The organism is Fictibacillus phosphorivorans (assembly GCF_023715845.1).
Classification (GTDB): Bacteria; Bacillota; Bacilli; order Bacillales; family Fictibacillaceae; genus Fictibacillus; species Fictibacillus phosphorivorans_D.
Genome location: NZ_JAMBOR010000039.1, coordinates 1 through 13,095, shown reverse-complemented (window position 1 = coordinate 13,095; position 13,095 = coordinate 1). Strand labels below are relative to the sequence as shown.

14 protein-coding genes are annotated in these 13,095 nt (G+C 37.3%); 12 read left to right on the top strand and 2 right to left on the bottom strand.

Going from position 1 to position 13,095, the window contains the following annotated elements; all coding sequences use genetic code 11:
* Positions 1-156 precede the first annotated feature (156 nt).
* Positions 157-405, bottom strand: a complete 249-nt coding sequence (locus M3206_RS18545) for a ferredoxin (protein ID WP_251314006.1) — start codon at positions 403-405, stop codon at positions 157-159.
* A 227-nt stretch (positions 406-632) separates the two neighbouring features.
* Between M3206_RS18545 and M3206_RS18540 the strand changes: the two genes are divergently transcribed.
* The 11 genes from M3206_RS18540 to M3206_RS18490 all read left to right on the top strand — a co-directional run bounded on the left by M3206_RS18540 (position 633) and on the right by M3206_RS18490 (position 11,207).
* Entirely contained in the window at positions 633-1,703 is a 1,071-nt protein-coding gene (locus M3206_RS18540) for a helix-turn-helix domain-containing protein (RefSeq protein WP_251314005.1), read from the top strand.
* On the top strand, positions 1,681-3,174 hold the full coding sequence (locus M3206_RS18535) for a RecQ family ATP-dependent DNA helicase (protein WP_251314004.1): 1,494 nt from the start codon (positions 1,681-1,683) through the stop codon (positions 3,172-3,174). Before M3206_RS18540 ends, M3206_RS18535 begins: the two co-directional genes overlap by 23 nt.
* An 8-nt stretch (positions 3,175-3,182) precedes the next feature.
* The gene (locus M3206_RS18530) at positions 3,183-3,785 is read left to right on the top strand and encodes a CPBP family intramembrane glutamic endopeptidase (RefSeq protein ID WP_251314003.1); all 603 of its coding nucleotides are present in this window, start codon (positions 3,183-3,185) and stop codon (positions 3,783-3,785) included.
* 5 nt (positions 3,786-3,790) lie between these two features.
* Positions 3,791-4,090: a hypothetical protein gene (locus M3206_RS18525; protein ID WP_251314002.1), complete on the top strand. Its 300-nt coding sequence runs from the start codon at positions 3,791-3,793 to the stop codon at positions 4,088-4,090.
* A gap of 170 nt (positions 4,091-4,260) precedes the next feature.
* A complete protein-coding gene (locus M3206_RS18520; RefSeq protein ID WP_251314001.1) occupies positions 4,261-4,713 on the top strand; it encodes a DUF2663 family protein in 453 nt (150 codons plus the stop codon).
* Positions 4,714-5,092: 379 nt separating this feature from the next.
* Positions 5,093-5,836 carry a metallophosphoesterase gene (locus M3206_RS18515; protein WP_251314000.1) on the top strand — a complete coding sequence of 248 codons (744 nt, stop codon included), beginning with the start codon at positions 5,093-5,095 and terminating at the stop codon, positions 5,834-5,836.
* Positions 5,837-5,905: 69 nt separating this feature from the next.
* On the top strand, positions 5,906-6,820 hold the full coding sequence (locus M3206_RS18510; protein ID WP_251313999.1) for a MerR family transcriptional regulator: 915 nt from the start codon (positions 5,906-5,908) through the stop codon (positions 6,818-6,820).
* A 98-nt stretch (positions 6,821-6,918) separates the two neighbouring features.
* Positions 6,919-7,509: a genetic competence negative regulator gene (locus M3206_RS18505; protein ID WP_251313998.1), complete on the top strand. Its 591-nt coding sequence runs from the start codon at positions 6,919-6,921 to the stop codon at positions 7,507-7,509.
* 163 nt (positions 7,510-7,672) lie between these two features.
* Complete coding sequence (locus tag M3206_RS18500; RefSeq protein ID WP_251313997.1) at positions 7,673-8,590, top strand: D-alanine--D-alanine ligase family protein; 918 nt, start codon at positions 7,673-7,675, stop codon at positions 8,588-8,590.
* Between the two features lie 238 nt (positions 8,591-8,828).
* Positions 8,829-10,112, top strand: coding sequence for a Glu/Leu/Phe/Val family dehydrogenase (locus tag M3206_RS18495; protein WP_251313996.1), 1,284 nt, complete (start codon positions 8,829-8,831; stop codon positions 10,110-10,112).
* 99 nt (positions 10,113-10,211) lie between these two features.
* On the top strand, positions 10,212-11,207 hold the full coding sequence (locus M3206_RS18490) for a YpdA family putative bacillithiol disulfide reductase (RefSeq protein WP_251313995.1): 996 nt from the start codon (positions 10,212-10,214) through the stop codon (positions 11,205-11,207).
* A 17-nt stretch (positions 11,208-11,224) separates the two neighbouring features.
* Here the strand turns inward: M3206_RS18490 and M3206_RS18485 are convergent, their stop codons facing one another.
* A complete protein-coding gene (locus tag M3206_RS18485) occupies positions 11,225-12,193 on the bottom strand; it encodes an asparaginase (RefSeq protein ID WP_251313994.1) in 969 nt (322 codons plus the stop codon).
* Between the two features lie 91 nt (positions 12,194-12,284).
* On the opposite strand from M3206_RS18485, the gene prsW reads away from it, so the two are divergent.
* Positions 12,285-12,965 carry a glutamic-type intramembrane protease PrsW gene (gene prsW / locus M3206_RS18480; protein ID WP_251313993.1) on the top strand — a complete coding sequence of 227 codons (681 nt, stop codon included), beginning with the start codon at positions 12,285-12,287 and terminating at the stop codon, positions 12,963-12,965.
* Positions 12,966-13,095 lie beyond the last annotated feature (130 nt).

Below are 13,095 nucleotides of genomic sequence, written 5' to 3'. Positions count from 1 at the left end.
AGTTACTTGGTGACGTCCTTCAGTAGTATGCTTAGATAACATGTATATTTCTCCCCTCAAACATTATCTACTTTAATTGTACAATAAAAAAAGCTTGTAGACATGACTTTGTCTACAAGCTGAAGCCCTCTTTAAAAGAGGGCTTTCAGTGACGTTCTATTCGTATTTTAATGCATCGCCATCAAAAGGCTCGTCAGCAACCTTAATTGAATCAGTCGGACAACCTTCAAAAGCGTCCTGCATATCTTCAAGCAGTACATCTGGAATTTCAACGATTCCTTGGTTATCGTCTAGTGTCACAAATGCAATTCCTTCATCGTCATAATCGTAAATGTCAGGTGCTGCAGCTCCGCATGCTCCACATGCGATACAAGTTTCTTTGTCAACAATCGTATACTTTGGCATAATGAATACCTCCTAAGGAATTGGAAAACTAATCCGTTCATACAAGTTAATTATTTTTTATTTAGGGTCTTCTAATCATATTGTAATAAGTATCCCCCTACATTTCAATAGAAAATTAGTATCCTCATCTTATCTTTTATACCCAGGTTCCCTCAAAATATAACACTTTTATTCTAAAATCCCTATAATCTGATAAAATAGATGTAACAATTTAGAGTGGTGATCGTATGGATATTAGTCGTGCCATAATAATGGATGTTCTTCAAAAAGTAGACGGCAGCCGTAAATGCTCCGGTATCTATTACATATTGACGGGAAAGAAAACTGCACAATCACTGTCAGATAGTCAGTGGTTTAAGATCGAACCCTATTATGCTTCGTTAAAGGGTTTAACAGTAGAAGATTTTAACTCAATCCTAGATGAGCTCTGTACGAAGGAATTTATCAATCTTAAAGAAGATCAGGTCTTTCTTATATCTGAAAAAGGCTCAAATTTCCTTGAAAAGAATAAGAGCTATTATTTCTTCATGGAAAAGCTCAACGGATTAAAATATGCTTCGATCGAACATAAATGCTGGCAGGTTCTTTCTTTATTTGTACAATCACTATCGAACGCGCTATATCATTTCTTGAATTTTTCTCCAGTTATTCGAGATCGTGATGCCGCTGAAAAGGTAAAAATTCTTTTTCCCAGAACAGATGAGCAAAGAAAACAGGTTGCCTCTCAACTTTACATTGAATTAAAAATAATACTGAAAAAATGCGATTCAAAAAGTGCTGAGATCTTTGTTAACAAACTGTCAGGATACAACAGAGTGGGACATACATTTGATCAATCAGCTAGAGAGTGGGGATTATCAAGAGTTGAAGCAGTTCTTCGTTTTCGCTCAGTTCTTCATATGATCTTCTATTCCATAAAAGAAAAGCCTGAAAGCTACACGGTCTTATATACACTGTTAGGGGAGCTAATTGATATCCCTGCCTTGACCAAATCTGCCTTGCAGACGTATCATCTTCTCAAACAAGAAAAAGATTTAAAAGAGATTATGAAAATCAGAAACCTTAAATTAAGTACAATGGAAGACCATCTTGTAGAGATCGCTCGGGAGATTCCAGACTTTTCGATTCAACCATACATACGCGATGAAGATAAAGATAGAGTTAGCCATTTTTATAACAAAACAAAAAAATTCAAACTCAGGCCGATAAAAGAAGCTTTTCCTCATTTAACATATTTGCAAATACGGCTAGTTCTCGCTAAAGAAGGTGGAAAACATGCAGTTGGAAGCGGCACTTAAACAGTACTATGGCTTTGATGAGTTTAGACCAGGACAAAAAGAAATATTAGAAGATATACTCTCAGGTCATGATGTACTTGGCATGCTGCCTACTGGCACGGGAAAAACTCTGATCTATCAGTTGGCGGCTGTTTTATTAAAAGGAAGAGCTTTAATCGTTTCCCCTTTAGTATCTCTTATGCAAGACCAAGTTGATCAGTTTAAACAAACTGGTTTTAAAAAGACAGTAGCGTTAAATAGTTTTTTAGATCAATCAGATAAACGATCAATTCTAAAACATTTAAAAGATTACCAGTTTGTCTTTGTAAGTCCTGAAATCATGCAAAATAACTATATACGTTCTACCTTGTTATCAGTCGAATGGTCACTGTTTGTTGTCGACGAAGCCCATTGTATTTCTCAATGGGGACATGAATTCAGGCCGCATTATTTAGATTTAGTATATGTAAAAAAAGAGCTCGGTGACCCTGTTTGCCTGGCATTAACGGCGACAGCTACCGTTAAAGTGCAGGAAGACATTCAAAAATATTTAGGAATCGAAAAGGCGAAAGTCCATATACATAGTGTGAATCGACCGAATATCTCCCTTTTTGTAGAATCCTTTTCTGACTTAGAGCATAAACAAGATAGAGCCATCGATCTAATAAGTGAATTAAAAGGTCCGGGCATTGTTTATACGAATACGAGAAGAAGTGCAGAACAGCTTGTTAATCTCCTTCACGAAAAAGGGATGCATAATGTTTCCTATTATCACGGAGGAATGGAACAAGATGAGAGATTACTTGTACAAAAGCAGTTTCTAAATTCGCAATTAAAGCTGATCGTGTGTACAAACGCATTTGGAATGGGGATTAATAAGCCTGATATACGGTATGTCTTACATTATCATGCACCTTCGAATATGGAAGGGTATGTTCAAGAAATAGGACGTGCAGGGAGGGATTTACACCCTTCAGCTGCAATTCTTCTCTATCATCCGTCTGATTTAGAGATTCCATTCCATTTTATTGAAAATGAGCTTCCTGATCATAACCAAATAGATTTCATTCTATCAGACTATGACGTACTTTCCGAACAAACAGTAGCTGAACGTTTACATCTAGCAGGTATTTCTGAAACCGGTCAAAGGTTTATGGAATACCATCTTAATAGTGCGGGTGTATTGAATGAAAAGGGTATTTCAGAAGATAAAAGAGAATCGTTGAAAAAAACACTAAAGTTAAAGATAGAAGCAAGAAAAAAAGAAAAATTGAGATCCTTAAGAATGATTGAGAATTGGATCATGACAAATGGTTGTAAACGAAATATGCTGCTCAATTATTTCGGTGAAGAGGAAAAGAATGATATGGAGTATTGTTGCAGCGGTTGTCAAGATGATCTGGAACGATTCTATGGAAAAGAAGAACCAAAGTTACTGATTGATCACGAATGGGAAGATGAACTGAAACGGTTATTTAGACAGGAAGTGTAATAATTACTATGAATCACTCTTCAAAAAGAGTATTAATCAATGATTTAACACCAAAAGAGTTATTAGTAAACGTTTATATCTCACAAGGCTTTTTTATCGTAATCGCTGCTGTTATTGCTTGGTTCTTTCATGTTCCTTTTCCATGGAATAATGAAATTTCCCTAACAAGTACAGGGTTCCTATTAGGTGGAATAACTGGATTGTTATTCCCCTTTTTATCGATCATATTGAAAAAAAGAATTCCTGATCATTATTTAGACGATGGCGGAATCAATGATAAAATCTTCAGCTCCTTATCGTACCCACATATTTTTATATTGACATTAATAATTGCTTTTGCAGAAGAATGGCTATTCCGCGGAGTTTTACAATCTTTATTAGGTTTAATGATTACAAGTCTTATGTTTTCACTTCTTCATGTCCGATATATTAAAAAACCATTATTACTCGGTATTGTTACCCTATTAAGTTTTTGGCTGGGGCTCATATATGAGTGGACCGAGTCCATTTGGATCCCGTTTCTTGCTCATTTTTTAATTGATTTTATTTCTGGCTGCTGGATAGCTAAAGAACATAGAAGGGCTAAGGAAGACAACGAAAAAGGAGAGTGACATACATGGAGAAAGACCAGGCACAAAATCTTAGAACAAAAGCCGTTGATAGAAGTAAATCTCAAAGTAGTCCGCTCCCTTCAAGAAGTGAAATTCATGGAAAGAATAGAGGGGACAGAAAAAAGAAAGAAATTCCCGATAAACAAAAAGTGGTTTCCGTATTTTGGCTGACAAGACTGCTGCTTCTTTCTTTTGTTTTATTGATTGGTCTGACTGTCACTTATAAATATTGGTCAGAAAAAGTATCCACACCAGTTCATAGTGAAGATAAAAAAGGTATTGAAACAGTGGAAATCGAACGATAAATAACCGTCAGGAGACCATTTTCCTGACGGTCTTGTTTTATGTTTATTAAAATAAATAATATGCATCTATAAACGGATAGTCATGAAAGGGTAGAAGTAAATGAACTGGTCTGAAACCAAAGCATGAATCTGCTTGTATAGGCATAGTTATTCTACAGGAGGTTTTGTGTATGAACGCATTGAATCACTGGAGAATAAACCCTTATATTAATCAGCTTACAAGCATTGTTTTGGCTGAACTAGTCGAAAAAAAAGAAGAAAAAGATAGATGGAAAAAAGCGATTAATCAATGGGGATTGTCCATGATCTTTGTATTGATCGCAACTTTTATTTATCTATATTTTTTTAAGCTTTCAGATGTCTCGCGCTTTGAAAATCCGTTAACCGTCATTTTTGCAGATGAGATGGTTTGGATCTGTACGGTTTTTATTCTATTCTCAAGTTTTCATATGATTTGGATGAAAAAAAAATACAAAAAAGCAGATGAAGAGTTCGAAGCGATTCGTTCAGATTTTATTGAGCGAAATAGGGAACTGTGGAGCGATGAGGAGCTATGGAATCAGAGGCATATTGTATTTGAATTCATGAAAAAAGAATACAACATTAATATCTATCATAAATAGAAGTCGTCAATATTACTGGCATGGACAGCCGAAAAATAATACAGCGTTTCTCTCGTAACACTGACCTTGCACGGTTACGGTATTTTCGCAGAAATGATCAATTCTGCCAAAAGCAATCGTCTCATGTGTGTTAGGGCAGTACACTTCAATAGGCAAGCCCAGTCGCTTGCTATAAGATAAATCAAGGTCAGTAACGAGAGATTTGTTTTTTAATTTAGTTAATGTCATGATGTTGTTCCTCTCTTTATTTTTGTTATTCGTATAAATAATAATACGTTAAATTTACAAATTTTTCAACTAATACTTTTTAAATATTCAAAAAATTAACGCAGCATTTTCCATGTATAAGCCGAAGAATTAATATTTGCAGGAGGCAATAATGATTTATGTTCTTTTAGTAGCTGGACTCATACTTTTACTATATATGTATATTGAAGCACATAGAAATCGTGTCAGTTTAGAGACGGTAAAGATTGATAAATTACCGATTTCTTTCAAGGATTATAAAATCTTTTTCATATCAGATATCCATCGCCGAACCATCACGAATCAACTTCTTGAAAAAGCTGTAGGTGCTGATATTGTCATTATAGGTGGGGACTTGCTAGAAAAAGGAGTTCCTATGGCTAGGGTGGAACATAACATAAAGATGCTTTCTAAAATTGGACCTGTTTATTTTGTATGGGGAAATAATGATTACGATGAAGATGTTAACCTCTTAACGAAGACAATCCTCTCATGTGGCGTAACCATTTTAGATAATACAAATATCTCCCTTCATCGAGACAAAGATGTTCTTGATATTGCAGGGGTGAATGATCTTTCTTTTAAAAAAGACAGATTAGAAGATGCCATCATGGATTGCCGTTCTTCATGCCGTATACTCATCAGTCACAATCCTGATATATCAAGAAAAATTACGCAGGATCATCAAATACGTTTAGTGCTGTCAGGACATACTCATGGAGGCCAGATCAGGTTGGGACCCTTAGGGATCGCAAAAAGAGGCGGCTGGTATGATGAAGGTTTTTATAAACTTTTAGTAAGCAACGGTTTTGGTGCTACACATCTTCCGCTTCGATTGTGTGCGCCTTGTGAGGCACATCTGATCACTCTAGGTTAAGGCAAAAAGTTTACAGTACAATGATTTATCAGATATACTCTTCTTAACTTGATCTTTGGAGGATTGCAGATGTCTTGTGAAGGAAAATACAACATAAAAGCGGTCTCCAAAATGCTTGGTATACAAGCTGGTACTCTAAGAGCCTGGGAAAGACGCTATTCCATTGTCCAGCCTCATCGTAATGAAGCTGGACACCGATTATATACCGATGAACAAGTATACATATTAAAATGGTTAGTGAATAAAGTTAATCAAGGATTTACGATTAGCCAAGCAGTAGACCTTGCGCAAAACGGGGAACTTTATAAAGAAGCTGCACCTTTTTCAACCGATACGACAGACCGAGCTGCGGAAATGTCCAAGCTGATTTTAGATGCTTTACTTTCATTTCAAGAAAAGAAAGCAAACGATTTGTTAAGTCAAGCTTTCAGTATGTATAATTTGGAAAAAGTCATAATTGATATTTTGGGTACATTATTAGTACGGGTCGGTCATCTTTGGGAAGATCAAAAAATAACAGTTGCACACGAACACTTTACTTCATCCTTTTTACGAACAAAAATAGGACAACTTATGCAATGGCTGCCTTCTGATCCGCATTTACCTAAAGTTATAGCAAGTTGCGGAATTGATGAGGAACATGAATTAGGACTACTGATGTTTACACTATTTTTAAGACGTAAAGGGTTCGAAGTAATCTATTTAGGTCATGGCATTCCGGAGAAAGACTTTGAGGTTGTTATTAAAGAAGTTGAACCTAGGATGGTATTCTTATCGTGTACTGTAGTGGACCCGGTAATCAAAACACTAAGGTGGGCTCAAAATATTGATGAAAAATACCCTGGAACTTCTCTGGGTGTAGGTGGATCTGCTGTTAGCCAACTCTCTTCAGAAGTTCAGGAGAAATACAGCGATCTGTTAATCGGCAGCACGAAAACAGATTGGGAAGGCTGGATTTCTAAGAAGCTTAAAAATAAATATTGATGGCTGACATAATTGGCTTGTTTCTTTAGCACCAACTTTTCACAAACTCATATATTGTAACTAAGACATAATAGCGCCGATCGTAAGGGGGACCAGTGATGCGGGTAGAACGGTTAACCTATAATAAAATAAAGATCTTCCTAACTTTTGATGATTTGAATGAACGTGGTATTTCAAAAGAAGAAATATGGCAAGACATTCCGAAAGTACATCAGCTTTTCCGTGATATGATGACAGAGGCTGATGATGAGGTAGGATTTAAAGCTGACGGTCCTATTGCGGTTGAAGTATTTTCACTTCCTGCTCAAGGTATGGTTGTTATTGTTACAAAAGGCATCAATGAGTACGACTTAGAAGAAGATTATGATGAAGATTATATAGAGATGCAAGTTACATTAGATGAGAATGATGAAATTTTTTATGAATTTTCATCTTTTGAAGATGTTATCCTACTAGCGAAACGACTTCATTCACTAGAAATCAAGGGTGGCAGATTGTTCTCTTACAATAATCATTTTTACTTAAAATTTGAGGAGGAAGAAATAAATCCACTTGATCTGGATTTATTTATTGCCATTCTTGCTGAATTTGGAAGTTCCTCAACCATTACAAGCTATCGCGTAATTGAATATGGAAAAGAATTAATGAAGACTGAAGCGGTAAGTGAACTTGATCGTCACTTTAAATAACAAAAACAGGAAGGAGGGCGCAAATTTCTGCGTCCTCATTTGTGTTTTACCTTACTGATCTCTGAAAAATCTGTTATGATTAGTAATATTTTTTTCCGCTGAACAGTAAAAAGATCAGGGAATATAATAAATACATAAACTTTTGGGCTAGGAGTGACCACTAATGAAAATTGCAGTATTATATGGCGGAGTTTCTGCTGAACGTGAAGTATCATTATCTACGGGAAAACAAATAATTGCAGCCCTTGAAAGCAAGGGTCATGAAGTTATTGGAATTGATTTTCATCCCTCGCGATTACATGAGGTGCTTGAAATCGAAGCGGATGTGGTCTTTTTAGGATTACATGGCAGGTTTGGTGAGGATGGACGTCTTCAAGGACTTTTAGATATGTTAAACATTCCGTATGTAGGATCTGGAGCGCTTGCATCAGGAATAGCAATGGATAAGGCAAAATCAAAACAGTTCTTTAAAGAAGCTGGAATCAATATTGCAAAAGAAAAGGTATTATATAAAAAATCTTATAACGAAGATCAGTTAGAATTATCTTTTGATTTTCCTGCAGTAGTAAAGCCTAACAGAGAAGGATCAACAATCGGTTTAACAATAGCTCAAAACAGGGAAGAGCTTCTTAAAGGGGTTGCTGAAGCTTTTATACATGATGATACGGTCCTCGTTGAACAATTCGTAAGTGGAAAAGAGGTAACTGTTGCTGTAATGGGTGAGCACGGGCAGTTGCAAGCATTGCCAGTTGTTGAGATCGAACCTAAGAATGCCTACTATGACTATGAATCAAAATATGCTGAAGGCGGAAGCGTACACCATGTTCCTGCAAGAGTAGACGAAGAAACAACAGCGCTCTTACAGAAACAGGCAATTGCTGCTCATGAAGTCCTAGGGTGTGAAGTATATTCTCGTGTAGATTTTATCATTCCCCACGACGGCTCACAGCCAGTAATTTTAGAAGTGAACACTCTTCCTGGTATGACGCCAACAAGTCTTTTTCCGGATGCTGCTAAAGAAGTTGGTATGGATTATCCGACAATGATTGAAAAATTAATTGAGCTATCTTTAAAAAAGTAAAATAATAACCACCCCATCTTGATTAAAGGGTGGGGTAAATTCCCTTAGAAGTGGACAAACATTGGATATAGGTATATTGGCAGAAAATTAGGTATTTTCGTAACAGTATGTGATTAAGAAAGCGTTTACTTTTTAGGTGAAATTCACTAAATTTAACTTCTCAACAGTCTCGCAAAGGTGTATACTGTCACTGAAGCTTGACTAAACTTTAGAGGTGACAAATATGGGAGGTAAACAAATGACAGCCCAAAATAAGACAGACCAAAATTCCGATAATAATCACAACAATGACAATGTGCTTCAATCCACGCAATCCGTTATCGCGGATGCGCTCGATAAATTAGGGTATTCTTCCGAAGTTTTTGAGTTGCTAAAAGAACCAATCCGTATGTTGACGGTTCGCATACCTGTAAAAATGGATGATGGAAGCACTAAAATTTTCACAGGATATCGTGCCCAGCATAATGATGCTGTTGGTCCAACAAAGGGCGGCGTTCGTTTTCATCCGAATGTCTCAGAAACAGAAGTTAAAGCGTTATCAATTTGGATGAGTTTAAAAGCAGGAATCGTTGATCTCCCTTACGGTGGAGGAAAAGGCGGAATTATCTGTGATCCGCGTACGATGTCTTTCCGAGAGCTTGAGAGATTAAGCCGAGGATATGTAAGAGCTATCAGTCAGCTCGTAGGTCCTACAAAGGATATTCCTGCTCCAGATGTATTTACAAATTCACAGATTATGGCTTGGATGATGGATGAGTACAGCAGAATCAGAGAGTTTGATTCACCTGGATTCATCACAGGTAAACCTCTAGTATTAGGTGGTTCTCACGGTCGTGAAACGGCAACTGCAAAAGGTGTAACGATCTGTATTCGTGAAGCTGCCGCTAAAAAAGGGATACAGCTTGAAGGTGCTCGTGTCGTTGTACAAGGATTTGGAAATGCAGGGAGCTTCCTTGCAAAATTCATGCACGATGCAGGAGCGAAAGTAATCGCGATTTCCGACGCGTATGGCGGTCTTCATGATCCGGAAGGACTGGATATCGATTATCTTCTTGAAAGAAGAGATAGCTTTGGTACAGTTACAAAGTTATTTAAAGATACCATAACAAACCAAGAGCTTTTAGAACTTGATTGCGATATATTAGTACCTGCTGCGATTGAAAATCAGATTACCGAGAAAAATGCTAATCAGATTAAGGCTTCGATTGTTGTTGAAGCAGCAAATGGACCTACAACGCTTGAGGCAACTCGAATCTTATCAGAACGAGGAATCCTGCTTGTCCCTGACGTTTTAGCAAGTGCTGGTGGGGTAACGGTTTCATACTTCGAATGGGTTCAGAATAACCAAGGGTATTACTGGACTGAAGAAGAAGTTGAAGAGAAGCTGGAAAAAGTAATGGTAAAATCATTTGAAACGGTTTATACAACAGCTATGAATAGAAAAGTAAACATGAGACTCGCGGCTTACATGGTCGGTGTTCGTAAAATGGCTGAGGCTTCTCGATTCAGAGGATGGATTTAATATTTTGCAATTGATATCTAAATCTCCTATCATATGATGATAGGAGATTTTTTTATTGGCAAAATAAAGATATGACGTGGTTCTTGGAGTGGTGAAAAAGTGAAAATAGATGTTTGTATTATAGGAGGAGGACCTTGCGGCTTAGCGGCAGCATTAGCTCTTCAATCAAAAGGTATAACATATTGTGTGATCGAAAAGGGAAATGTTGTGAACACTATTTACAACTATCCTACCCATCAAACGTTTTTTAGCACGAGTGAGAAACTGGAGATCGGAGGGTTTCCATTTGTTCATGAACAAAGAAAACCAAAAAGAATACATGCCCTTACGTATTATAGAGAAGTTGTAAAAAGAAACCGGTTAAAATTACGGACTTTTGAAAAGGCTGTTTCAGTTGATAAATTGAATGATGGAACATTCCTTGTAAAAACGTTGAACCGGAAAAACGAAGAAACAAAATATGAAGCAAAAAACGTAATTATAGCAACGGGATATTATGACAATCCAAATTATATGAATATTAAAGGGGAAGATTTGCCGCATGTTCATCATTACTTCCATGAAGGACATCCTTATTATGATCTGGATGTGGCTGTGATTGGAGGTAAAAATTCTGCGATCGATGCCGCGTTAGAACTACAGAAAGCAGGTGCGCGACCTCACGTCTTTTATCGAGGCAGTGAATATTCCCCAAGTATCAAACCATGGGTTCTCCCGGAGTTTGAAGCTTGTGTGAAAGCAGGAACGATCAAGATGACATTTGAATCATGCGTTAAAGAGATTCGTGAAGACGAGATTATTGTGGATATTAAAGGGGAAGAAGCTGCCGTTTCAGTTCAAGCTGTTTTCGCGATGACAGGATATCACCCAGATCATCAATTTATTTCAAACATGGGAGTAAAAATTGATTCGGAGACTGGCCGGCCATTTTTCTCCGAAGACACGATGGAAACAAATGTTGAAGGCCTTTTTATTGCAGGTGTAATCGCTGCAGGTAACAATGCTAATGAAATTTTTATTGAAAATGGACGATTTCATGGAGAGATGATAGCAAACACCATCGAAAAACGCGAAAAAGCCAATCATCCTAAATAGGATATTGGCTTTTTTATTTAGTCTAAAAACAATTGCTGAAGTTTCTCAGATGAGTTTGTTTGCTCAAGGGCGATCATTAACTTTAGTCTAGCCTTTTGTCCATTCAAACCGTTTGAGAAAATAACACCCAGCTCCTTAAGGTGTTTTCCGCCTCCTTCATAGGAATAGATATCTTGTGCAATACCATTAAAGCATCTTGAAACCAGAACAACCGGAATGTTACGTGATATGAGCCCTTTTATAGCAGGAACTGTTGCTGGAGGCAGGTTTCCCTGTCCGAGAGCCTCGATCACAACACCGTCAGCAGATTTTGATGCGGTATTTATTAATTCTCCATCCATTCCTGCATATGCTTTTAATAAGATAACGTTCTTAGAAAATTGGTTAACTTTAAAACGACTTGATCGTAAAGGGGTATGATGAAAGAGTACTCCTCTTTTTGTAACGATTCCAATTGGGCCATATTGCGGGCTTTGAAAAGTAGCAATATTGCTCGTATGTGTTTTGGTCACGTTTTTAGCAGCGTGTATCTCATCGTTGAATACGACGAGGACACCTTTTCCTAATGATTGCTGTTCGCAGGCGACCCTTACAGAAGAAATAAGGTTATATGGACCGTCAGAACCATGTTCATTGCTGGACCTCATGGCACCCGTGACGATTACTGGAATTTGTGTTTCTAAGATCAAGTCAAGAACATATGCTGTTTCTTCCAGCGTGTCTGTACCGTGTGTAATGACAAGTCCATCATATCGATCTGCTTGTACCTGGTCATTAATAAATGAAGCAAGTTCAAGCATGTGTAAAGGTGTAATATGAGGAGAAGGCAGGTTAACATAATTTTTTACCGTGACTTCCGCTATATCAGATAATTCAGAGATAGTGGCTTCAAGTGGATGTGTTTCTCTCGTATTGACACCGCCTGTATTCTTGTTCTCTTCCATTGCAATTGTTCCACCTGTATGAATCAGTAATATTTTTTTCAATATTGCCGCCCTCCTTGTTCTAATTGTTCTCTATTCCACTTCTTAAAATATCATGTTACGATAGAAAAAAACAGTAGAAAAGAGGCAGGACATGCTAGCTGTAATTTCTGCAGCGGTGGCTCCGGCTATTGCTCTATTATCATTTTTTTACCTAAAAGATAAATATGAAACAGAACCTTTATCATTGGTAATCAAGGTTTATATATTTGGAGTCCTTCTCGTATTTCCTGTTATGGTCCTGCAGTTTGGATTTAAGGAAGAGATGAACATCCCTTTATTTATTGATGCATTTTTTGTAGGCGGAACGCTTGAGGAGTTTTTAAAATGGTTCTTAGTTTTCTATGGTGCATACCTTCATGAAGAATTTAATGAACCCTATGATGGGATCGTATATGCAACTGCGTTATCCCTTGGTTTCGCATCCTTAGAAAATATTTTTTATCTGTACACGTTCGGGATCGAAGAAGCATTGATCCGTGCACTCCTTCCGGTAAGCGGTCATGCCCTGTTTGGCGTCATCATGGGCTTTTATCTAGGAAAAGGAAAGTTTTCAGCCGGGAAGAGGAAAATAATCTATTTAAGTCTTTCGCTGATCATCCCTATTCTTCTGCATGGAACCTTTAATTCCTTACTTCTATCGAATACTAAGTATATTTTCTTTTATATGTTCCCGTTCATGATTTTCTTATGGTGGTTCGCGCTACGAAAAGTAAGAATTGCCAATTCATCAATAAATCCATATCCGAACGCAGATGCTAAGACCGGTATTTAACCGGTCTCAGAACGTAGACAAACCCCATTTCAACTTTGTTGAAAATGGGGTTTGTGTTGTTTTTAAGTATTATTTTTGAATAAACACACCTGGATTAAACTGGACATGGCCCTCGCCATGTCCAGTTTGC

Coding starts and splice junctions, on each gene's coding strand:
- prsW (WP_251313993.1), top strand. CDS start 12,285: ATGCTAGCTGTAATTTCTGCAGCGGTGGCTCCGGCTATTGCTCTATTA.
- M3206_RS18530 (WP_251314003.1), top strand. CDS start 3,183: ATGAATCACTCTTCAAAAAGAGTATTAATCAATGATTTAACACCAAAA.
- M3206_RS18500 (WP_251313997.1), top strand. CDS start 7,673: ATGAAAATTGCAGTATTATATGGCGGAGTTTCTGCTGAACGTGAAGTA.
- M3206_RS18525 (WP_251314002.1), top strand. CDS start 3,791: ATGGAGAAAGACCAGGCACAAAATCTTAGAACAAAAGCCGTTGATAGA.
- M3206_RS18545 (WP_251314006.1), bottom strand. CDS start 405: ATGCCAAAGTATACGATTGTTGACAAAGAAACTTGTATCGCATGTGGA.
- M3206_RS18495 (WP_251313996.1), top strand. CDS start 8,829: ATGACAGCCCAAAATAAGACAGACCAAAATTCCGATAATAATCACAAC.
- M3206_RS18505 (WP_251313998.1), top strand. CDS start 6,919: ATGCGGGTAGAACGGTTAACCTATAATAAAATAAAGATCTTCCTAACT.
- M3206_RS18520 (WP_251314001.1), top strand. CDS start 4,261: ATGAACGCATTGAATCACTGGAGAATAAACCCTTATATTAATCAGCTT.
- M3206_RS18540 (WP_251314005.1), top strand. CDS start 633: ATGGATATTAGTCGTGCCATAATAATGGATGTTCTTCAAAAAGTAGAC.
- M3206_RS18510 (WP_251313999.1), top strand. CDS start 5,906: ATGTCTTGTGAAGGAAAATACAACATAAAAGCGGTCTCCAAAATGCTT.
- M3206_RS18515 (WP_251314000.1), top strand. CDS start 5,093: ATGATTTATGTTCTTTTAGTAGCTGGACTCATACTTTTACTATATATG.
- M3206_RS18535 (WP_251314004.1), top strand. CDS start 1,681: ATGCAGTTGGAAGCGGCACTTAAACAGTACTATGGCTTTGATGAGTTT.